Below are 24,689 nucleotides of genomic sequence, written 5' to 3'. Positions count from 1 at the left end.
ATTAAAGGAGGAGCAGAGAGATTATGAAAGAGGATTTTATATCATACGATAACTTAAGAATATCAACTTATGACTGCAAATATATACAAAATATGAAAATAGAAAATGAAATAAATGATCATGCAATTTTAAAACTAACTTGTGTTTTAGATGATGAAGTGAAAGATAGTTATATTCAAAGTACAAATGAAGAAACACCTATAGAAGTATTCTATGAAAAAGAAGAAGCTCATTTCTCTTTGTTTAATGGAGTTATTACTGAGGTAAAAGTACAGGTAATTAATTATGTTTATATTTTATCAATAGAAGCTAAAAGCTTTGATTACAAGATGGATATTTATAAAAGAAAAAGAGATTTTCAAAATATTAATATGACTACTCATCAGTTAATAGATGAAGTTATGAAGACATATACTGAAGCTCAATATCATATTAATATTCCTAATGAGCCCATAGGCGAATTTATACTTCAATATAATGAAACTGATTATGAATTTTTAAAGCGAATAGTTTCTAAATATAATCAAGCAATTATATGCGGAGCAGAAGCAAAAAATATAAGTATATTTTTGGGAACTCCAGAAATTGCTGTAGTGCCAAAAACTAAAATAATTAATTATACAATTTCTAAAGCAGTAGATGAATATAATGATGTATTAAATAATGATAAAGCGGATGTGCTAGAGACAGATTTTATTACCTATAAAATAAGGACTCAAGAAATATTAAATACAGGGGAAAATTTTAGCTTTAAAAATCAGCAATTTTATATTAAGAAAGCTACTTATTTAATGGATGAAGGTAAATTGGAAAACGTATATGAATTAAGACCAAAGGGAGGTCTAAGATCAAAGCGTTTATATAATGGAAATGTTATTGGAATTTCAATAAATGGATCAATCTTAGAAGTACAAAGAGATAAAGTAAAAGTTCAATTAGAAATCAGTAATAGCATGGATGCGTCTACAGCATACTGGTTTCCTTATGCAACAGTTGCAGCATCACCAGATGGTGGAGGATGGTATTGTATGCCTGAGGTTGGAGAAAAAATAAGATTAAATTGCCCAACAAAAGATGAAAGCAGAGCTTTTGCTGTAAATGCAATAGGAAGCCATGAGGGAAAATCTGGGGCAGAAGCAAAGAATGATAGAATGTCAAATCCAGATATAAAATCTTTAAAAACTGATGCAGGGCAGGAAGTTAAATTTACTCCAAGTGGAGTGGTTATAGATTGCAGTGGAGGACAAGCATCTATGAGATTAAATAATGATGGAACTGTAGATGTTGTAGGACAAAAAAATATAAATATTGCTTGTGCTCAAAAGCTTTCGCTGAGGGCTGGAAATGAGATGACAATAAGTGCACAAAAGACTGTAGATATTTTATGCGAAGCGGGAAGTAGTCTTGTATTATCTGAGGGAGATGAAATCTTAGTAAGTGGAACTAGGATTCAGAATAATGGATAAATAGATATATATTTTTAAATAAAAAAATATATCTAGAAAAATATTTAAGAATATAAATAGATAAATATAAAAATATATAACTATAAAAATATATAAATATTTATAGTTATAGCCTGCATTTAAAGAGATTTTTAAAGCTAAAATAAAGAACTTGGGATATGCTCAAACATAAAAAGGAGGAGTTAGTTTTGGATAATATAGATGAAAAGATAGCCAAGTTGAAAATGCAACAAAGGCTTGAGAAAGAAGCAGAAATAAAAAAAGCTTCAGAAGAAGAGAATTTAACTTCTAAGGAAGATGAAATTACCTTTGAACAAGTAATAGAACAAATAGATCAGGGGTCTCTAAATATAAATAATACTAATTTTAAATTTTCTAAGAAAGAATATTTAAAAGGAAAGCTACAAATTCCAATTCCATTAGCTTATTTTGAAGAAAAAGCAAATACTAATAAAAGTGTTACCCTAATAAATGATAATAATGGAGTAAGTTTTACTATAACATATATAGATAAAGGAGCTCAAAAGCAAAGCTTTGCTAGCTTTAAAAAAGGCATGGAAAAAAACTTTAAGGATATGGATCTTTACTTAGAATGGATAGAAGAAGGCGAAGTAGGAGAAGGTTCTTCAAAAGTATCTTATGGAACATATATGACGCCAACGGGAAAAGGAAAAATTTATAATTTGATCTTTTATAGAGAACATAAAGGATCTTTAATAATTGGAAATTATAATTGCTTTGAAAAAGATTTAAAAACATGGGGGCTTTTAATAAAAGCAAGTATAATGCTTATGAAAATAAAGTAGATAAGATCTAAGTTAATAAAATAGGGTACAAAATTTAAAGGGAGTGATATAAGTGGAAGAAAATCAAATTGTTGAAGCCATTAATTACGAGAAAATAAGAGTTAATGGTTATAATTTAGAAGCAATTAAAAATCTGAAAATAGAAACCAATATAAATGAACATGCTCTCTTAAAGCTAACAGGAATTTTAAAAAATGAAGCTAAGGATAGAGATATTAGTTCAACAACTAATAATAAAACCATAGAAATTTGTTATGAAGGTGATGAGGGTAAAACTTTATTTTATGGTGTTGTTACCAACATAGAAATAAATGTAGAACTTGATGTATATACTCTAAACCTTGAAGCTAAAAGCATGTCTTATTTAATGGATATAAAATCAAAATGCAAATCTTTTCAAAACATATCAATGACAACTCATAAGCTTATAGATACTATAATGCAAGAGTATAGCAATTCTAGCTACATTTTAAAAATACCGGATGAAGAAGTAAAAGAATTACTTATACAATATGAAGAAACAGATTGGGAATTTTTAAAAAGAATAGCTTCTAAATATAATCAAGGTTTATTTTCAACTATGGATGGAAAGGTAATACAGTATGTAATGGCAGTACCAGAACAGGCCAAAGCATTAAAAGGGAAAAATATTAATTATAAAATTTATAAAGATTTAAACAGCTATAAATACATGCTTCAAAATTATCTTAAGGATGCAAGTGAAGCAGATTATATAACGTATGAAATAGAAAATTATGAGATTTTAAAGCTTGGAGATAATATACAATTTCAAGGGCAAGCTTTTTATATACATGAAGGAATTTATGAAATCAAAGATAGTATGTTAATAAATACTTATAAATTAAGAATGAAAAATGGGCTAAAACAGAAAAGAACATATAATACAAAAGTCATTGGAAGTTCAATCGATGGGAAAATCATACAGGTTCAAAATGATTTGGTAAAGGTTCATTTAGAAATAGATGAAGTTCAAGACACAGGAAGGGCTTATTGGTTTAAATTTTCTACTATGTCAGCGTCAGGTGATGGAAGCGGATGGTATTGCATGCCTGAGATAGGAGATAGCGTAAGAGTGTATTTTCCAACAAAAGATGAAGATGAAGCTTTTGCAGTAAGTGCAGTAAGTGGGTATAAACAAGGTGCAGGTGAGGCAGAAGATAGAATGGGAAATCCAGATGATAAATATTTAAGAACTGCCAATGATAAGCAAGTAAAGCTTACACCAAATGGCATTTTTATTTCCTGTGACAGCGGGCAGGCAGATATGAGCCTCACAAATGACGGAACTCTTAGCATTACGAGTCAAAATAACATAAATATTAATGCACAGCAGAACATAAAAATTCAAGCACAAAAAAGTTTTATGGTAAGTGCAAAACAAGGAGTAAATTTTGCCTGCGATAAAGGTGGAGGCTTAGAATTTGATAGTTCAGGTGAAATAAAGGAAAAAGGTACTCAAGTTAATGTAAATGCAGAATAAATTCAAAAGAAGGATTCCTAAAATAGAAGGAAGGGATTGAAATGAATAGAGAAGAGTCATTAGATCATTTTAATGAAAATGTAATTAAAAAATTGATAGATGAGATTAAGTTGAAGGTTTATGAAAACTTTAGAGTTAATGAAGAAAAAGTTAAAAAGCTAATAATGGATGCAATGAAAAAACTAATAAAAAAAGCAGACAATTTTCAGGAAATAGATAAAGAATATAAAATAGCAGTTTTCCAATTTGAACTTCTTAGAATTAATATTGTAAATGAATCTTATAAAATATTAGCACATGGTTATAATTCATGCTGGTATTTAGATTCTAATTCTATGTATGAAGAAATAGATTTAAGGTTTTTATTTGAGCCTTTCATTAGCCTAAAGGAAAGGTTAATAAAAGAAAAAAGAATTTGTATGGGTAAGGTTAATGATTATGATATTCAAAAAATAATATTTGAACTTGTATCAAAATGTTATTGGGATATGGCTAAAGAGGTGAGAAATTGGTTTTGGAATTTAGATGAAGAGGATTGGATGCAGAAAACTTCAGTAGAAGATTTTTATATAGTTAAGTGGAGTGAATATCAAGGAAAAAGTGAAACGCTTTTTGCTATGGATAATAAAGAAAAGAATATAAAAGAACTTTTAGAATTGAAAAAACAGCCTGAGGAAAAATTACCTTTTGTATTTTCTGTTTGGAAGAACAGTGTATTGGAAGATGGTGATTTAGCTAAGCAAAATATGTTATTTATAAATTTTAAAGAAAGTAAGCTTAAAAATATAAATTTCTCAGAAAGTTATGTAGTAAGAGGACAGTTTAAGGTTACAGAAATAAAAAGATGTATATTTACAAAAGGTCAATTAATAGGGGCAGTTTTTGAAAAAGCCAAAATTGAAGATTCTGATTTTCAGGATGCTGACTGTTCTGGAAGCGATTTTAGAGATGCAGAGCTTATATATGTAGACTTTTCAAATTCAAATCTTAAAAATTCAAATTTCATAAATGCAAAGTTTAAAAATGTATCCTTTGAAGGATCAGATTTAGAAAATGCTATATTTAGTGCTAAAGATATACCTTTTATAAATTTAACTTCAGAACAGCTTCAAACTATATATATAGATGGAGGCGAAGAAATATGAAGTACTTTATTTTAAAACAGGACAGAAAGCTTGAAAATGCAATTGAAATAAAAGGCTTTAATAACAGTCAAAAAATGACCTTATTAAAAGAAGATGAAGAACAATATAAAGACTCTACAAATGTTCCTGTAAAGGGAAATGAAAATAGCATTTATCCTGACCTTATACAAGCGCCTGTACTGCTTATTTCGGATGAGCTTCATAAGCTTTTTAAATTATATGAAAATACTATAGTTTATAAAATAGCAGTGTTTTCAGATTTAGAGATGAAAACACAAAAAGTATATAGATTAGTGTTGCCAGAATTATTAGATGCATTAAGCGATAAAGCTGTTTTTTTTAAGAATGGCTGGATAGATAAGATTGTTTTAGATTCTAAGAAAATAGGAGATTACAATATATTTCAAATTAAAGCAGGGGTTGATTATTACTTTATTGTCTCTATTGATGTCGTTGAAAGCATGCTAAAAAGAGGATTATTTGTAGGGATTAATTTTGAGGAAGTTGAGGTGATATAAGATGGCAAGTGAAAATGAAGAAAAATATGGAACTTTAGCTGGAACAGCAATAAATGAAGCAGAAAAAGGGGTAAAAGATACAGTTGACTCAGCTAAGCAAATGGGAACTATGGCTGAGAGGGTCGGCGGATTTTTAAAAAGAGATATTGGAAATGTAGCTGAATGGCTCACCTCATCACCAGAAGAAAAGGCTGCAAAGAAAGCTGAAGAAGAAAAGCAAGCAGCAGAAGCTCAAGCAGAGGCAGATAAGAAAGCAGCAGAGGAGGCAGAAGCGGCTGCAGCTGAAGAGCAAAGAATGAAAGATCTTCAAAAAAGCTATATAGTTCATACTGCCGCTATTACCTGCAGCTGTGCACTTCATGAAAGTTATGTTGTAGTTCCAATTGGCCATGGAGAATTTATACATGGAATTCCCCAACTAAATATAGGAGACAGCAAGCCTAATATTAATGTAAGAAGCTTTGGAATATGTAAAAGCCCTGAAAATCCAAGTGTACAGGCAAATGCTAAAAAAATAGCAGATGAGGTTAAAAACAGGCCTAAAAGTTTTATGGAAAAGGTTATGGGGTTATTCTCAAAAGCTCCGTCTGAAGATGTAGGAAAAGATTTGATAGCAGATTGTGTAGGAGAATGCACTCCTATGATAGCTACAGAATGGATAGATGGAAAAGAAGATGTTCTTATTGAGGGAAAGCCAGCATTACTTGGAAAATGTAAGCTTACTTGTTCCTACGGAGGAGAAATCAAATTATATACAAGTGGGCAAAAGGGATAGAAAATTAGGTGGATTTTACTAAATGAAAAGGAGGGGCAAATATGATGCTGACATATAAAAGTATAAAAATAGACATACCCTATAGTGCTATTCAAGTAGAAGATATTGATATATTGCATCCTATTAATGATCATGCATATTTAAAGATAAAACTTCTAATAGATGAAGGAAAAATATTAGAGTATCTAAATAAAAATGTTAGTGAAGAAAAAGTAACTGTATCAAGAATTGAAGAGACAGGTGAAGAAACTAAGTTATTTGTAGGAAGAATAAATGAAGTTTTTATGTCCTATGAAGGCAGTGTTCATGTTATGGAAATACAAGCTGTTTCTTATACCAAGGAGTTTGATATTAAGAAAAACAGTAGAACCTTTTGTAATTTAGATATGACATATCAAGAGGTTATAACAAAGACTTTAGAAGTTTATAGCAAGAAGGCATTTACTGATGGAATAACAAATGGACAAACTATTGGAGAATTTATTCTTCAATATGAAGAAACAGATTGGGAATTTTTAAAAAGGATAGCAAGCCATTTTAACGGCGTATTACTTGCAGAAGCTACAGAAGAATATGGAAGATTTCACTTTGGAATACCAAATTTAAATAACAATGTAGAATTAAATATTGATGACTATGAAGTAGTGAAAGATATTGATAGCTTTAATAAGCGTGCAGCTATGGGCTTTGAAGAAAATTATCTTCAAGAATATACAACCTGGGATATTGTGACTCCAATGAAGTTAATACTTGGAGAGAAGGTTTTATTTAATAAAGTTGAATGCATAGTTGCTAAAATTCACACTGAAGTTTATAAAGAAGAAATTAGAACAATATATACTTTAGGACTTGAAAGAGGTCTTAGAACAACACTTAAGGTAAACCATAAGATATTTGGAATGAGTATTCCAGCAACGGTTAAAGATGTAAAAGGTAATACTATGTGTGTTCATTTTGAAATAGACCCAGAATATGAAAACTATGCAAATCAAAAATATTTTACCTATGCAATAGAAAGTAGTGCTTGGTATTGTATGCCAGAGAAGGAAAGTAAGGTTCATATATATTTTCCAACTAATGAGGAAAAGGAAGCAATTGCAGTTCATGCTGTAAGAAGTACAGCATCAGGAGCAAAATATGCAAGCAAAACTCAAAATCCTGATAATAAGTCATTTTCTCATACAGGTGGAAGTGAAATGAAATTAACACCAAGTGATATGAATTTTACACCAGGAGGTGGAGGTGTAAGTTTAAATTTAGCACAATCAGGTGACGTATCTCTTAAAGGACAGAATATAAATTTTACAGCTACAGAAAATTTAGAGCTTGGAATGAGAGATGGAAGTGGAGATACGCCGCCATTTAGACCTCAAAGTGTTGATATTTCTGCTAAGAGTAAAATAGAAATAGCAAAAGGCGGCATTGGCATTCAAATGGTAGATGCAACATTTATGAAAGGAAATATGATTAAGTTTGAGGGAAGTATTAAAGATCCTGCAGCTTTACCAGATGAAATTGCCAATAGAAATAAAGATGATGCAGCTAAAATAGATGAGATTAATGGCCAAGCTAAAGCTAATATGGAAGCAAAAGTTGATGCAGCTAAACAAAAGATAGGATTTGGTGCAATTGCACTAGCTATTGGTATAGGAGCTGTAGTTGCAGCGGCAACAGTTCTTACAGGAGGCTTAGCCCTTGTTGCATTAGGAGCTGGAGTTGCAGCGGCTGCAGTAGGTGCATCCGAACTAGCTGAAGGAAGCTCAGATTATAGTAAAGCCCAGAGTGGAGATTATTCCAAATCCTATAATTTTATGAGGGATACCGTATGTCAGGGGAATGAAACACTTTATAATGTTATAAAATATGGATCGGTGCTTATATCAAGTGTTGTAATTACGCTTGCAACAGGGGGAGCAGCTACAGAAATTCTAACAAAGATGGCATGGGATGGTGGTGGCGATGTTGTATTAAATATGCTTGCTGACTATGCTGATGATGGAAAGCTAGATAATAATATTATGGATTATGTAAAATCAGCGGTTATGTCTATGTCTATGTCTAATATAAATATAGGAGTAATGAAGAAGGTTAAAAACCTAAAAGCAATAGCAAAAATAGAAGATGCTGAAAAGAGATGTAAAATAATGGGCAGAGTTAGATTGGCATCTGATGTAGCGTTAGATATTGGACAGCAACTAGCAACAACTGGTGATGCAAATCTTACAAGTACATTTATAAAGAAGTATATTGGTAATAAAATGTGTTTCTCTGATCCAGTAGATGGAGCAACAGGAAGTTTATATATTCCAGCAACAGATATTGTACTTCCAGATATTCATGAAGAATTTAAAATTGAAAGAAAGTATGAGTCTGTAAATAACAGAATAGGACTTCTTGGACTTGGATGGACATCAAGCTTTGAAACTTGTCTTGGAGTTGAAGAGGAAAAGATAAATGTACTTTGTTCAGATGGACATATTGAAAGCTTTTATTTAAATGATGATGAATGGATAAATGATAAAGGCGGAGCTAAAATTTATTCTTTAAAGCAAGACAAGGATTATTGGATATTTAAAACTGCTCTTGATAAGAAAACTTATAAGTACAATAGTTCAGGGAAGCTAGTTAATATAACTGACAAACATGGTAATAAACTTTCATTAACTTATATAGGAGAAAACATTGAGACTTTAAATACCTTCTCAAATTATAAGTTATTCTTTACCTACAAAGATGGAAAAGTAATTGAAATAAAAGATGAGCTTGGAAGAATAGTTCAATATAAATACGCTGGAGATTATTTAACAGATGTTATCCATGTTGACCAAGGAATAACAAGATATACCTATGATGATAAGGGATATATAAGCAGTATAACAGACCAAAATGGACATACTTATACTAAGAACTTTTTTGATAAAAAAGGAAGAGTAGTAAGGCAAGACTTCCCTAATAATAATACTTGCAAAATAACTTATGATGATTCAGAAAAAGAAGTAACCTTCTACTATACTAAGAGTCAAAGAACAGAAAAAACAAGATTTAATAAAGATGGCTTAATTACACATTTATTTTATGAAGATGGAAGCACAGAAGAATATAAATATGATGATTATCAAAACAAAATATATATAGAAGATAGAAATGGCTTTGAAACTCACAAGGTTTATGATGAATTTGGAAACTTATTAAAAAAGACTTTACCAAATGGATTAGTTACAGAGTATACTTATGATGAAAACGGAAATCTAGTTAAGGAAACAGATAATGAAGAAAAGGAAATTATTTATGCTTATGACAGTATCGGTAATTTAATAGAAAAGAAAACAAAGATTTCAGTTGGAAATTGGACAACTGAAAGTTACAGATATGACTCCTTTGGAAGAATTTTAAGCAAAACAGATGGTAATGAAAATACCTCAAAATACGAATATGCAAACTCAAGCAGCTTAGAAGGAAAACAAGGAAAAGACCCAGTAAGAGTAATAACAAATAGTGGATACGAGTATGAATACACTTACGATAAAGTAGGTAGAAATACTGAAATAAAAACTGACTATGGAACAATAGAATTTGGTTATAATAATTTGAATTTTGTTGCAAGTATAAAGGATGCCAATGGAAATGTAACAATAAAAAATTATGATAACATGGGAAATCTAACAAGCATTTATACTCCAAATGCATGCATAAAAGGAAGTATTTCTGATGAAGGCTACAAATACTCTTATGACCATATGGATAGGCTTATAAGCATAAGGAATCCACTTGGAATTGTTGAAAAGAACATAAGAGATAGTGAAGGAAATATAATTAAAGAAATAAATCCTAATTATTATAATGCGGAAACTTACGATGGAATTGGAGTAGAGTATGTCTATGATAAGGATAATAGAAAGATAAAAACTATATACCCTGATGGCGGTATTGAGAGATTCTTCTATGATTCAAATGGAAATGTTATAAGACATATAAGTCCAGAATATTATAATGAAGAAACTGATGATGGTCTTGGATACAGTTATACTTACGATTCAATGAATAGATTAAGTTCTATAATAAATGAAGAAGGAAATGTAGAGAGAACATTTGAATATGATCTTCATGGTAATATCATTAAAGAAATAGATATTGAAGGAAATGCTACATTATTTAAATATGATCTGCTTGGAAATTTAATTGAAAAGAGAGTTCCTGTTGAAGAATATGAAGCAGAATTTAAATATAATGTAACTTGTTATGAGTATGATAAAAATGGGAATAAGATACTAGAAAAGCATGGAACAACATTAGTTTCTGAAAAGCGATTTTGCAATAATTATCATGAAATTTACTTTGAATATGATAAAGAAAACAGACTTATAAGCGTTAAAGACAAATATGGAGCAAAATCATTATATAAATATGATTGCTTAAACAAGAAAACTTATGAAAGCTTTAAGATTAATGATACAACTACAAAGGCAATTCATTATATTTATGATAAAGTAGGAAACTTAATTCAAAAGAAAGAAGAAATTAATGGAGGCTTTGTATCACCAGAAGCTGCTGGTAAGAATATCTGGGCGGTAACAAATTATGAATATGATAAGAATGGAAACATTACTAAAATCATAACTCCAAAAGGTTACGAAATAGGAAGAGTCTATGATAAAGCTGATAGAGTTATTGAGCAACATGAAAAAGATGAAGCTAATGGAATATTTAGAAGTTATGTTTATAATTATGATAAAGCAGATAATGTCATAGGGATAAGTGAATATTCTGGAGAAGAAGCTAAGCTTATAAGTAACAAGTTTATAAGCGAAAATGATTATAGAGTACATTGGTCTGAAAGACATGAAAATAGGAAAGAAAATGAGAAGCTATTTGAAAGACTTAATTTCAAGGAAGATCAAAAGAAAAAGGCTTATACTTACGATGCTCAAAATAGACTTACTCATTTTATAAGTTTTTCAGGAAATACAACAAGATTATTTTATGACAAAAACGATAGGATAATAAAGCAGGTATTGCCAGAGCAATATGATGAAGCTAAAGATGATGGAGTTGGAACAACTTATTCCTACAATCTAAAGGGACAAGTTATTGAAGTTAGAAATGCTTTAGGAGAAACAGTAGCTAAAAACACTTACGACCCGAAGGGAAATATAAAGACTTCAATTGATGGAGAAAATAATAAAGTTGAGTACACTTATACATTACTTGGGCAAATTAAGGAAGTTGTCACTCCAAACTCAAGAAAAGAAAATAAAGCAGCTCAAAGCTACAAGTACGATGCTAGAGGAAATATTACTGGAATAACTGATGGTAATGGAAATCAAACAAATTATCTTCTTGATGACTGGGGAAGAATAATTCAAATAATAACACCAGAAGGTGGAGTTGAAAAGTACACTTATGACTATGCAGGAAATATAACAAGCACCACAGATGCTAATGGTGGAACTATAGAATATATCTATAACAGCTTAGGACAAGTATGTGAAATAAGAGACCAAGAAGGAATTAGTGAATATTTCTATTACGATGTAGAAGGAAATCTTACTAAGCAAATTGATAGAAATCAAAATCATGTAGATAGAAACTATAATTTAGATAGAAATATAGTTTCAGTAAGGGCTTATCAAATTGATAAAGAAGCAATTGCTTTAGAAGCAAAGAAGGCTGAAGAAGCTAGATTAAAAGCAATTGAAGAGGCTAATAAAAAGTCAGAAGAAAACTTCGTGGCAAGCCCATTAGCTCAAAGTTCTCGAAGAAGAAGCTTTACAGAAAGGTTAAAAGACCGAAAAGAAAGGCAAGATCAAGAAGAAAAATCAAATAAAACAAATTCAGATGAAAAAGTAGAAGACTTAAATAAAAATAAACTAAATGTAATAGATCAAAGATTTAAATATAATCCAGATGGTACTTTAAAAAGCGCATATACAGGAAATATGCAATATGAATATGCTTATAATATTGAAGGAATGCTCGAAGCTAAGAGTGCTTCAGGAAGAACACTTTTAAGTTATACTTATGATAAAAATAATAATATTAAAAGTATTAAAGACATCACTGGAAAGAGTAGTATATATAGTTATGACGAAGCAGACAGAGTTAAATTAATTCAAGATGATAACCATAATAATCTTGCAATCTATGATTATTATAAGAATGACAGTATAAAATCAGTAACTGTTGGAAATGGATTAAAGACAGATTATACTTATGATGGTGATGGAAATGTTCAAAGCTTAGTTACGATATCATCTACAGGTGAAGTATTAATTGATTATAATTATGCATATGATTTAAATGGTAATAGACTTGAAAAAGTAAGTTCAAAGCATAAGAACTTCTACACTTATGATTCAATGAACAGGCTAAAAGAAGCAAGTTATGATGATCGATGCGAAAGCTTTACTTATGATAAAGTTGGTAACAGATTAACTAAGACTACAAATGATATCACAGAAAAGTATGTTTATAATGTAAAGAACCAATTAAAGGAATTACACAACAATTCTGGAGCAAACTACTTTACATATGATAAACAAGGAAATACAATAAAAGAAGAGACTTCAACTGGAAATAATATCTTTGAGTATAATACTTTAAATCAACAAGTTAAAGCTATAACTAAAGATGGAAATACTTTAGTTAGTAGGTATGATTCAGAAGGCTTAAGAGCTGAAATTGAAGAAAATGAAAAATTAACTAAGTTTATTTTCCATAAGGAAAATGTTTTAGTTGAAGCTGATAAAGATTATAATGTTATTTCTAGGTTTAGTAGAGGATATGAGGTTGTTGCTGCTGATATTGCAGAATTAGGTGAAGGATCAGAAGCTAACTTAAATATACATTACTATACTGTTGATGAGCAAGGAAGTACAGTATTAATTACTGATGTTAATCAAAGTGTTAAAAATGAATATTGTTATGATGCTTTTGGGAATGCTCTTGATTGCAAGGAAGAAGTTCATAATAGGATTACTTATACTGGTCAACAGTTTGATGGTGTTACAGGACAGTATTATTTGAGGGCTAGATTCTATAATCCTGTAATTGGTAGGTTTACTCAGGAGGATATTTATAGGGGAGATGGATTAAATCTTTATGCCTATTGTGGGAATAATCCCGTTGTTTATTGGGATCCTAGTGGATATATGGATTGTAAGAGTAAAGATAAACAGTTAAATTCGGGAATGGAATGGAATGATTACCTAAAAGAAAATTATGATCCTAATAATGTAAAATGGGTAAATAAGATACAAGAATTTGATGTTAGACCATATGGAATATATAAAGATTTTCCATATGATAGTTTATCTGGTCATGAATTATTACAGAATGCTTGGTTAGAAGCTAATGGGTATGGAGCTAGAGGCGGCGAATTATCTAAACTTAATCCTGCAATGGCATTAAAAGAAAATCCAATGCATAAATTTATTAGTTCACAACAAAGAAAATTAAAGATGAATACTAAAAATTTGAAAGGTGTTTCTTGGAGAAAAAATGTTTTAGATAATATTAAATTAATGAAAAAAGCAGGAGTTCCTAGAGATAAAATATTAGAAATCACCAAGGCAACAAGAACTTTTGCAAAAAAATATTTGACCGAAGAGGAATAGTTGTTATAAAGAGTTGTAATATAAATATTAAGAAGGAGAAAGAAGTTATGTTTGATAGAGAAAATTTTTTATTTCCAGAGTTGTTTTTATCGATGGACCAATTTGGGTGGTTAGAGCCTAATAATTTTTTGGGAAGAGATAATTTTGATTCTCAAAAATATTTATGGTTGTATGATATGAGATGGCTAACATGCAGTAAAATAATTAATTATGAATATGAAGAAGAAGCTGATTATATTGTACCATTCGCATATACAGGCGGTGGTGATAAATGGGTATGGTATTTAAATGATAAATCAAAATTACCAGTGGCGCTTTGTCCAAAGGATGATGATGAAGCAGTTATTTACGCAGGAAGTATTGAGGCTGCAATATTTAGGCAAATACTTGAATTTGTATCTCAAAATAATTTTTATTATGAAGACAAAAAAGAGTGGGAAATGGACGAAATTACAGCTAAAAAGCATTTGATAAATTGGAAAAATAAATTTAAAAAATGGTTTAAGAAAGAATGGATTGATGAATTAGATGATATAATTAGCAAAGATTTAAAACTTTATGAACATAAATTTGATAGATATATTAGCAAATACTATGTGTTCATTACACCAGAGGAAGCCAATGAAATAATTGAAAAGTACATTGATTTTGATTTAATAAATAAATCATTTATTTGGACCAAAGAAGAGTAAAAACTATTCATATACAGTTTTTTTATTCTAAATTATAGAACTGCTATATCAGTAGTATTTTTGGTAAATTAGAACGTGTATTGAATTTGGGAGATTTTCACTATTTAACAAAACCTCATTTCTGTTAAACTATTAACCGAAATGGGGTTTTTTATATTTGAGAAAAAAGTACTTTCCTAAAATTAGTGATATAAAGAAACGGTGAAGAAGTTACGATAAAAGCTGTAGAAGAAACTGAACAGAAAGGTTAAAAGACAGGAAAGAAAGGCAAGATCAAGAAGAAAAATCAAATAAAACAAATTCAGCTGAAAAAGTAGAAGATTCAAATAAAAATAAGCTGAATGTAATAGACCAAAGATTTAAATATAATCCAGATGGAACACTAAGAAGTGCATATGCAGGAAATATGCAGTATGAGTATTTATATAATATTGAAGGAATGCTTGAAACTAAGAGTGCTTCGGGAAGAACACTTTTAAGCTATACTTATGATAAAAATAATAATATTAAAAGTATTAAAGACATCACTGGAAAGAGTAGTATTTACAATTATGACGAAGCAGACAGAGTTAAATTAATTCAAGATGATAATCAAAATAATCTTGCTATTTATGATTATTATAAGAATGATAATATAAAATCAGTAACTGTAGGAAATGGATTAAAGACAGACTATACTTATGATGGTGATGGAAATGTTCAAAGTTTAGTTACCATATCTTCAAATGGTGAAGTATTAATTGACTATAATTATGCGTATGACTTAAATGGTAATAGGCTTAAAAAAATAAGTTCAAAGCATAAGAATTTCTATAGTTATGACTCAATGAATCGTCTTATTGATTCAAGCTATGATGGCCGAAAAGAAAGTTTCACTTATGATAAAGTCGGAAACAGGTTAACTAAGACTACAAATGATATTACTGAAAAATATGTTTATAATGTAAAGAACCAATTAAAGGAATTACACAACAATTCTGGAATAAACCACTTTACATATGATAAACAAGGAAATACAATAAAAGAAGAAACTTCAACTGGAAATAATATCTTTGAGTACAACACTCTTAACCAGCAAGTTAAAGCGATAACTAAGGATGGAAATACTTTAGTAAGCAGGTATGATGCAGAAGGTTTAAGAGCTGAAATTGAAGAAAATGAAAAATTAACTAAGTTTATTTTCCATAAAGATAATGTTTTAGTTGAGGCTGATAAAGATTTTAATGTAATTTCTAGATTTACTAGAGGGCATGAGGTTGTTGCTGCTGATATTGCAGATTCAAGTGAAGAGATTAATTCAGCAATAGAAGCTAAAATGAATAGATACTACTATACGGTAGATGAGCAAGGTAGTACAATCTTTATTACCGACAAGAATCAGCAGGTTAAAAATGAATATTGCTATGATGCTTTTGGTAATGTTCTTAATAGTAAAGAAGATGTTCATAATAGAATTACTTATACTGGTCAGCAGTTTGAGGGAATTACAGGACAGTATTATTTAAGAGCTAGATTTTATAATCCAGTTGTTGGAAGGTTTACTCAAGAGGATATTTATAGGGGCGATGGGTTAAATTTATATGCTTACTGTGGGAATAATCCTGTTATTTATTATGATCCAGCAGGATATGAAAGAGAGTGTGTTAATAAAAGCAGAAGTGCTGCTGAAGAAGGCGCTAATTCTAATAATATATTAAATAAGCCAGTTGTGGAGTGGACAGATGAAGAATTACAAAGAGCTACAGACAGTATTCATAATGCACAATATGGAGGAAAGTGGTTTGGAAATAAGAATCCAATATCAGTAACAGTTTCATCAGAGGGAAGAGTAATAGTATCTAAGAATAATGGCGTTCCAGGTCCAAAATCAAGAGAAATGGCAACAAATATATTTGGTGACGATGCTGAATTTGTAAGAGGTGGTAAGAAATCTAATTATCAAGGAACAACTGCTGGACCAAATCATGCTGAAGCTCGGGGAATACAATATATGTTGAATAATGATATTTCTACTGAAGGATCACGTCAAGCTGTATCACATTATTCATGTAATGACTGTGCTGAAAAGCAAATAGAACATCATATTGAAAATATTACAGGGAATGCAAGAGATAATAATAATATTATTTCAAGGGAATATGTTGAAAAGTTATATTAGAACTAGAATGGAGAGTTGTATGACAATGAAAAAAAAGCAAATTGAGTATTCATCAATAAAATGGGAAAAAAAGAAGGACGTATGCATAAAAAATTGTTATATGAAAGAAAAGCAAGATAAATCTAAAAAAATTATTGAAGATTTTAAATTATTAAATCAAAAAGATTATGTTGGATTTTACTATACTTTATCATTGTATTATCATCAGTTAGCTGATTTTTCATATCTTTTAGAAAATGATATTGAAGCATGTAAAGGGTATTGCTATTTAGTAGCAAAGTCAATTGATACTGCATATAAATTGTTTAATAACGGAATGGAACCAGCAGCATGGCTAAGAAAGGAGATTAGTGCAAGAAAATCGGAGGAATTTGCAGCATATTGTGCAATAGTAGTTGATAACTATGACTTAGCAAAGTCTATATTAAGTGAAAACACTATTATAGGAAATTTGCTCCTAGGAAATATTGAAAAAGCAAAACAAGGTATAAATGATATGCCAGAAAAGGATGGAATTAAAGATATATTCTTAGCTATAGTTAACAATGAACCAAAGAATTTAGAGCAAGGTATAGTAAAAAGATTAAAAACATTAAGAAAGCAGTCCATTGATTATTTAACAATTGTTGATATTTGGTCAATTGCACTAATAAAAATTGCTAAAAAATTAGGAGTAAATATAGAAGAGATAGATATAGAGGTTATTGAGATGCCAAAGCAACTATTAGATGAAATTAAAATTGATTATGAAAGATGGAAATTGCCAGCAGTTTAGCTTCTAAATTTTAAAACCATTGATATGACTAGCGTTTTTGGCAATTTAAAAAGTGTATCAAATTCGAAGAATTTTTACTATAAATGAAACCTCATTTTTGTTAATCTATTAACTGAAATGAGGTTTTAAAAATTGAGAAAAAATTACTTTGCAAAATTAGTGAAATATATGAAGAATGTTTATAATATCGAGAATGGATTAAACAAATTAACAGATGGAAGGATTAATCCTACATATGGCACAGCACAGGTCGTAACACTTGTGCTTTTAGGTTTTTTGCTTAGAATTAAAAGCTTTAATGAATTAAATCTGATGATTAAAAATAATGAATTCATCAAATTATTTCCTAGAGGTAAAAGGTTGCCAATGATTGATACTATAAGAGATACACTTAAAGTCATTGATATTAAAGGCTTGAAACAAATAAATGAATATATAATAAAAAAGGCAGTAGAAAATAAAGTTTTTGAAAATGGAACCATTGATGGATATACAGTAGCGGCTATAGATGGAACAAAATTCTTTGGAAGCAATAAGAAAAGTTGCCCAGAATGCTTGAGGAACAAAGCACATTGTTTTCACAGTGGAGCCGTCATGTCAATAGTTGGAGATGGGCCAAAGCTGGTTATTGATTTTGAAAATTATAGGCCTGGACAGGATTCTGTATCAAAGGGTGAAGGTGAACAAAGTGTAGCAAAAAGGCTGCTTACAGATGTAGTAAGTATTCACAAAAATTTAATTGATTTGTAGTTTACGATGCTCTTGCCTGTAATTCTGTTTGGATCAATCATTGCATAGAACATGGTGTTGATGCAATTGTTAGAACAAAGAATAACAATAATAATAGCATTAGAGAAGTGAAAAAGAGGGTAAATAAGTCAGATATAGTTGAAACTTGGACAGAGGAAAGAGGTTTTGAAAAAATTGAAGTATATGAGTCAGAATTCACTATGGACAAGGTATTAGAGCCATTACGTTTTGTGAAATATACAATGAAATACCCAAATAAAAAGAGGTCGCAAATTATGATTGTAACAAATTGTATGAATATGGAGCTTAAGACTTTATTTAAAATAATAAGAGCACGCTGGGATATTGAAAATTCTATTTTTAATAATTTGAAAAGAGAATGTGGTTTAGAACATTGCTTTGTCCATGGTGGTAAAGCAGTTGAAGCCGTGCTTTATTTGATATTTATTGCATCAAATATAATGCAGTTATTTTTATTTAGACGACTGAGAAAACAATTTTCAACGCAGCGAGAAATCGTAAGACTTTTATTAAAGGGACTATATCTCATTAAGTATAAATCAGAGTTGGTTTTTTATGGTACTTAAAGAGTGGGAAAATATAATTAAGGAAGAAATAGTTTTGGGGTAAGGGGAAAGTCTGCCGATTTGTAGAAAAATCAGTATTATCAAGTGAAGTATTGATTGGAATAATGGAAAATATTATAAAACATATGTATAATTGTAGCAAAGGCTAAATTACTGGCATGATGATGAGGTTTTCGATATTACAACTTTTGAAGTTATAGTTTTGGTTGGATTACCTTTAGCTGGTAAAGATACTTATATAAAAGAAAACTTAAGTCATATGAATATAATTTCCTTAGATGATATAAGGGAAGAATTTAAAGTATCACCTAGAGATGACTCAAGTAAAATTGCTATGATTGCAAAGGAAAGAGCAAAGGAATATTTAAGAGTAAAACAGCCGTTTGTATGGAATGCAACAAACATAATATATGATACTAGAAAAAAGTTATGTGATTTATTTTCAGCTTATGGAGCTAAAGTGAAATTTATTTATATTGAAACACAATATAAGGAATTAATATCTAGAAATAGAACTAGGGCTAGAAGTGTGCCGGTGAAAGTTTTAAATAATATGATTCATAAGCTTGAGATACTTGAAAATTTTGAGGGCTATGAAGTTGAATATAAAGTAAAAGAAGGAAGTTTTGAATAAAGGTATTAATATAGAAATCAGCAAATATTAAATTCTTTAATTACACATAATAAAATTAATTAATTAAAGAAAGGAGTAAATAAACTAGATTGAGAACTGGTTTATTGAAGAAAGCTATGTTTATACCTAAAAGAATTATATTTGAAAAAGATTCACTAAACTATGAAATGGCTAGAAATATCTATACTAAATTTGAGAAAGATGACAAGATAGAGATCATTAATTTAACTTCAAATAAATTAAAACAACATATTCCAGGGGAAGATTTTTATTCCCAATATAGAGAAGGCAAAAAGACTTTAGTAGTTGGAACTAAAAAAAGTTTAAAATTTCAATCCTGTAAGCCTTCAGCTCATTATCAGCTCCCATTAATTTCAGGGTGTATGGGGCAATGTGAATATTGTTATTTAAATACAAAGCTTGGGGATAAACCTTTCGTGAAAATTCATGTTAATGTGGAGGAAATTCTTAATCAAGCTGAAAAATATATAGCTGAAAGATTGCCGGACATAACTATATTTGAAGGAGCTGCAACTTCTGATCCTATACCAGTAGAACCGTATACTCACTCTTTAGAAAAGGCTATAGTATTCTTTGGAAATGAAAAGAATGCTAGATTTAGGTTTGTTACAAAATACAATGATATAGATTCATTATTGGATTTAGAGCACAATGGTCATACAGAAATAAGATTTAGTATAAATACTTCCTCAGTTATAGATAAATATGAACATGCCACAGCTTCTCGAGATTTAAGAATAGAGGCGAGTATAAAAGCAGCTAAAGCAGGATATCCAATAGGATTTTTAATTGCTCCTGTTTTTATTTATGATAATTGGAAAGAAGAATATCATGATTTATTGCTGAAGTTAAGCAGAGAACTGCCAAAGGATTTAAAAGTTCCAGTAACCTTTGAAATAATTTCTCATCGTTATACAACTACAGCAAAGAATATTATACTTCAAGCTTTCCCTAAAAGTGAGCTGCCAATGAAAGAGGAAGAGCGAAAATTTAAGTACGGACAATTTGGATATGGGAAGTATGTATATCCTAAAGAAAGCTTGGAGGATATAAAGCAATTTTTTAGGGAAGAAATTGAGGAATTATTCCAAGAGAAAGAAATTAAATATATTATATAAAGTATAGTTCCAAAGTAATATATTAACTTAGTGATTCATTTATTAAAGTAATATACATATTTGTATAAAAATGTAGTCAAAAAGTTGCTTATAGATGTAAAGTTTGTGATATAAGAAATTGTAATGATATAATTTTATAAAAACAATATACTTATTGTTGGAATTATAGTAAAATAGTAGGTAAAATCTTATATTATTACAAGGGGGAAATATTAGTGGGATTATACGATAAACTTACAGGTAAAGCAACTATTGGTGCAGATCTTAAATATGTGGAAGATTATATTTTTGATGGAGAAGAGGTAATTACTTCTTATCAATTTTTCAGAGATTCAATAGTTTTAACTACTTTAGGAATTTATCAAGTAGATGTTCAAGGAATGACAGGAAAAAAGGTAGAAGTTAAATTTTTTCCTAAAAAGAATATTAAAAGTGTTTCTTTTGAAACAGCAGGTAATTTTGATTTAGATGTGGATATTAAAATTGGTGTTGATGGAAATACAGTAATGGGTTCTAGTGGTGCTTATTATAGTGCTCCAATTTCTTTTAAAGTTCCTAAGAAACAAGCTGATGAAGCAAAAGAAGTTGTTAATTTAGTTAAAAAATATTATTTATGTGTATAGTATATATTAGAGAAAGAATGAATTGTATAATTGATATATGATTCATTCTTTTTTTAGAAATAACATTTATCAATAGGACAATAAATAATATACAAGGAATAAAATTGTTTGGAGGTTTATATGAGCTGTTTCAAAACTAACAGAGTTAGATTTGTATCGGCTCATATTTTTTATATAAAATAAAACTATCAAGAATATGGTACTGATACCTTCGAATATTTTTAAGATAATATTTTTGAATTATTAGCATCATGATTAAGAAAAAAATATAGGTTATTAATACTTAAATACAAGGCTTAGAAGGTCAATATAAAAAATGCTATAAAAAAATCTTTTTAAGTACTTGACATGATATATGTGGAACTGGTATCATAAAAACATGAAAACGGTTTTAAATCAACAAGGTGATAAAGGTTTTCATAAATATATTAAATAAAAAATGTATATGTCAAATCATTAACATATACATTGAAAATTAATTATTTTTTAAAGTAGTCTTATTTATCTAAGTTGTTTGTCCTTGAGACAACATCACTGGTAACTTTATGTCACTTGGAATCATTGTATTATGGTTGTTGATTAGGTATAACAGTGTTGAGACTGCTGAATTTGCAATATCTCTTATTGGTTGTTTTATTGTTGTAAGAATAGGACTAATAATACTACCAATTGCAATTCCGTCATAGCCTATAATTTTTACTTCATCGGGTACTATTAGGTTACGACTGGATAATTCTTTTATTACTGCAAATGCTATGGTATCCACAGCAAATATACCATCAACCTTTGGGTTAGCATCCAATGCTGCTTTTATAAAAGGTAAATAATTTTCGAAGGAAAAGAAATTTACCGGAAACTCTATATCTGTGCATTTAATATTATTTTTTTTCATTATTTCAGAGAAGGTGAAATTCTTTTCATTTGCAGGTGTAGCTACTTGGCTGTTTCCTACAAATTGAATAATATTTTTGCAACCAAGACGTATGAATTCATTGGCAGCTAAGGAACCACCTTGAGAATGATCAGAAGAGATTACTGGTATATCCTTTCCAAGAAATCTGTCTAAAGCGACGATTGGAAGTTTTAACTTAGTGTATTCTTCTAATTTTAAAGTGTGACTGCCGATGATTATGCCATCAACTTGATTTCTTTGTAGCATAGTTATGTATTCTTTTTCCCGAACGCAATTATTACTTGCATTGCATAAAAGTAGCTTATAACCATTCATATATAAAGCTTCTTCTATATGTTTTGCTTCTTCCGCATAAAAAGGAATGGCTACGTCGGGTAAGATTAACCCGATTAGATTGGATTTCTTTGTATATAAACTTTTAGCCATTTCATTAGGATGATAATTCAATTCTTCCATGGCATCATATACTTTTTTTCTTGTTTCTTCAGAGATATAGCCTCTATTGTTCATAATTCTAGATACTGTCGTTACTGAAACACCAGCGTGACTCGCAACGTCCTTTATGTTAGGCAAAAAATCACTTCCTTACGTATTAAAAACTTACTATATTAAATATAACCTGAAAAAGTAAAAAAATCTATAGTAACATGTTGACATATGTTATCATAATAATGGCGTAAAAAATATAACTTTTTATAAAGTTATATTTAGCGACAATTAGAATGAAAATGAAAAGTGGTTTAATATTTAAAAAAATATTGTGAGTGTTATTGATTGGTATTTATAAAAAAGATAATTAACAATCAGAACGTCATTATACAAGAAAAGAGGTATTTGTGAGGATTTAAAGAGCAATGAAACATGAGGCGTTTACCAAAAATTATTATTGATAAGAACTAAAAGCGCGGTCCTTTAGGTTTGTAAAATATATATTGTGAATTGTTTGTATTAAAAATTAAAAGAAAAATATTATAAATATTTATGACAACCCGTTGACATGTTGTTAAAGTGGTAATATAATAATTTCAACGAGTAAATGTTTACAAGAATTAAAAATTAATTGTGATATTTGTAATTTGATCTATTTTAAATAAATTTTAAATAGGGACAAGTTATTTATATAAAAATTAAAATAAGGGTTAATCAAAGGTTATAATTAAGAACTTTTGAAAACCTATATTAAGTAGGGGGAATATTATGAAAAAGTCAAAATTGGTATCTATTTTAACAACAGCTGTTGTAACAGTTTCTTTATTAGCAGGTTGTGGTTCTAGTGGTGGAAGTTCAACTGGTGATAAAAGTTCAGCAGGAAAAAATGTTAAAATAACATTTCTTAACACAAAAGGAGAAATTGCAACTCAATTAGAAGATGCAACAAAAGCTTTTACAAAAGAAAATCCTAATATAACAGTAGACATTGTTCAAGCTGGTGCAGGAGAATCACCATTCCAAAAGGTTTCTTCTATGTATGCAGCTGGAAATGCACCATCTTTAAGTATGCTTGACCCAAATGACATTCCTAAATTTGCAGATAAGTTTGCAGATCTTTCATCTGAAAAATGGGTTAAAGATGCATCAGAAGGTACTTTAAATGCAGCTAAAATAGATGGAAAGCAAGTAGGCTTCCCATTATCTGTTGAAGGCTTTGGATTAATATATAACAAAACAGTATTGGATAAAGCTGGAGTAGATCCAACTACTATCAAAACTACGAAAGATTTAGAAGCGGCATTCCAAAAAATACAAGGCATTGGAGTAGCACCTATGGTTCTTTCACCAATGGATTGGTCATTAGGAGCGCATTTCCTACCAATAGCATATTTAGACCAATCAAAAGAAGCTGGAGCAGCAGATAAATTCGTACAAGACATAAAGGCTGGAAAAGTTGATTTAAATAGTAATGCTGTATTCAATGGATTAATATCAACTTTCGATGTTTTAAAAGCAAATAACATAGATAAAGCAGCTCCACTAGCTGGAACTTATGAAAAAGCACCTGAATATTTAGGGACAGGTAAGGCAGCATTCTGGTTTATGGGTAACTGGGCATGGCCACAAATTAAAGAATTTGATCAAGCTAATGGACAATATGGATTCATACCAGTTCCAGTAAGCAACAATGCGGATGATTATGGTAACTCACAAATATATGCAGGACCAGCTAAATTTATTGGTGTAGATACTAAAAACAATAATGAAGATCAACAAGCAGCAGCAAAGAAATTCTTAGAATGGTTAGTATATAGCGATAATGGTCAAGATTTCTTAGTAAACAAAGCTAGTTTAATTCCAGCTTTCTCAAATGTTAAATTAGAAATAGCTGACCCACTTGGAAAATCAATAAAGAAATTTGTAGAAAATAAAAAGGTTATAGCACCTATGACAACATTACCTGGAGATCATTGGGCACAAGTTGGAGGTTCAATGCAAAAATATCTTGATGGTAAGAGTGATAAGGCAGCTCTAGCTGGTGACATTCAAAATTACTGGAAAAACGTTAAATAATAACATAAAAAGAAATAACGGATAGGCGTATTTACGAATATCCGTTATTCCATATAAGCATATAAAATTTTTATAGGAGGAATAGTGAA

At 29.7% G+C, this 24,689-nt stretch carries 17 protein-coding genes; 16 read left to right on the top strand and 1 reads right to left on the bottom strand.

The annotated features are described in order from the left end of the window. The first annotated feature begins 23 nt into the window (after positions 1-23). From GXK56_RS04620 to GXK56_RS04555, 15 genes are all read left to right on the top strand, one after another. Entirely contained in the window at positions 24-1,466 is a 1,443-nt protein-coding gene (locus GXK56_RS04620; RefSeq protein WP_160685624.1) for a contractile injection system protein, VgrG/Pvc8 family, read from the top strand. Positions 1,467-1,654: 188 nt separating this feature from the next. Continuing rightward, on the top strand, positions 1,655-2,272 hold the full coding sequence (locus GXK56_RS04615; protein WP_160685622.1) for a hypothetical protein: 618 nt from the start codon (positions 1,655-1,657) through the stop codon (positions 2,270-2,272). A gap of 52 nt (positions 2,273-2,324) precedes the next feature. Further along, positions 2,325-3,773, top strand: coding sequence for a contractile injection system protein, VgrG/Pvc8 family (locus GXK56_RS04610; RefSeq protein ID WP_160685620.1), 1,449 nt, complete (start codon positions 2,325-2,327; stop codon positions 3,771-3,773). Between the two features lie 41 nt (positions 3,774-3,814). Beyond that, complete coding sequence (locus GXK56_RS04605; RefSeq protein ID WP_160685618.1) at positions 3,815-4,918, top strand: pentapeptide repeat-containing protein; 1,104 nt, start codon at positions 3,815-3,817, stop codon at positions 4,916-4,918. Continuing rightward, positions 4,915-5,436 carry a hypothetical protein gene (locus GXK56_RS04600; RefSeq protein ID WP_160685616.1) on the top strand — a complete coding sequence of 174 codons (522 nt, stop codon included), beginning with the start codon at positions 4,915-4,917 and terminating at the stop codon, positions 5,434-5,436. Before GXK56_RS04605 ends, GXK56_RS04600 begins: the two co-directional genes overlap by 4 nt. 1 nt (position 5,437) lies before the next feature. Continuing rightward, positions 5,438-6,211, top strand: a complete 774-nt coding sequence (locus GXK56_RS04595; protein WP_160685614.1) for a DUF4280 domain-containing protein — start codon at positions 5,438-5,440, stop codon at positions 6,209-6,211. 41 nt (positions 6,212-6,252) lie between these two features. Further along, positions 6,253-13,824: an RHS repeat-associated core domain-containing protein gene (locus GXK56_RS04590; RefSeq protein WP_243156016.1), complete on the top strand. Its 7,572-nt coding sequence runs from the start codon at positions 6,253-6,255 to the stop codon at positions 13,822-13,824. A gap of 47 nt (positions 13,825-13,871) precedes the next feature. Next, positions 13,872-14,516 carry a hypothetical protein gene (locus tag GXK56_RS04585; protein ID WP_160685612.1) on the top strand — a complete coding sequence of 215 codons (645 nt, stop codon included), beginning with the start codon at positions 13,872-13,874 and terminating at the stop codon, positions 14,514-14,516. A 406-nt stretch (positions 14,517-14,922) separates the two neighbouring features. Beyond that, positions 14,923-16,674, top strand: a complete 1,752-nt coding sequence (locus GXK56_RS04580) for an RHS repeat-associated core domain-containing protein (RefSeq protein WP_243156015.1) — start codon at positions 14,923-14,925, stop codon at positions 16,672-16,674. Positions 16,675-16,693: 19 nt separating this feature from the next. Continuing rightward, a complete protein-coding gene (locus GXK56_RS04575; protein ID WP_160685610.1) occupies positions 16,694-17,449 on the top strand; it encodes a hypothetical protein in 756 nt (251 codons plus the stop codon). A 132-nt stretch (positions 17,450-17,581) separates the two neighbouring features. Beyond that, a complete protein-coding gene (locus GXK56_RS28070) occupies positions 17,582-18,199 on the top strand; it encodes a hypothetical protein (RefSeq protein WP_243156014.1) in 618 nt (205 codons plus the stop codon). 32 nt (positions 18,200-18,231) lie between these two features. Beyond that, positions 18,232-18,786, top strand: coding sequence for a transposase (locus GXK56_RS04570; RefSeq protein ID WP_347707941.1), 555 nt, complete (start codon positions 18,232-18,234; stop codon positions 18,784-18,786). 202 nt (positions 18,787-18,988) lie between these two features. Then, a complete protein-coding gene (locus GXK56_RS04565) occupies positions 18,989-19,420 on the top strand; it encodes an AAA family ATPase (RefSeq protein WP_243156013.1) in 432 nt (143 codons plus the stop codon). Positions 19,421-19,536: 116 nt separating this feature from the next. Further along, on the top strand, positions 19,537-20,559 hold the full coding sequence (gene splB, locus GXK56_RS04560) for a spore photoproduct lyase (RefSeq protein WP_160686024.1): 1,023 nt from the start codon (positions 19,537-19,539) through the stop codon (positions 20,557-20,559). Positions 20,560-20,774: 215 nt separating this feature from the next. Then, positions 20,775-21,182, top strand: a complete 408-nt coding sequence (locus GXK56_RS04555; protein ID WP_160685608.1) for a PH domain-containing protein — start codon at positions 20,775-20,777, stop codon at positions 21,180-21,182. 505 nt (positions 21,183-21,687) lie between these two features. Here the strand turns inward: GXK56_RS04555 and GXK56_RS04550 are convergent. Further along, positions 21,688-22,668 carry a LacI family DNA-binding transcriptional regulator gene (locus GXK56_RS04550; protein ID WP_160685606.1) on the bottom strand — a complete coding sequence of 327 codons (981 nt, stop codon included), beginning with the start codon at positions 22,666-22,668 and terminating at the stop codon, positions 21,688-21,690. Between the two features lie 624 nt (positions 22,669-23,292). On the opposite strand from GXK56_RS04550, the gene GXK56_RS04545 reads away from it, so the two are divergent. Continuing rightward, positions 23,293-24,600 carry an extracellular solute-binding protein gene (locus GXK56_RS04545; RefSeq protein ID WP_160685604.1) on the top strand — a complete coding sequence of 436 codons (1,308 nt, stop codon included), beginning with the start codon at positions 23,293-23,295 and terminating at the stop codon, positions 24,598-24,600. Positions 24,601-24,689 lie beyond the last annotated feature (89 nt).

Source organism: Clostridium sp. C2-6-12 (assembly GCF_009928485.1).
In the GTDB taxonomy this organism is placed as follows: domain Bacteria; phylum Bacillota; class Clostridia; order Clostridiales; family Clostridiaceae; genus Clostridium.
The sequence above is the reverse complement of the archived record's forward strand: the minus strand, read 5'-3'. Positions and strand labels throughout refer to the sequence as shown.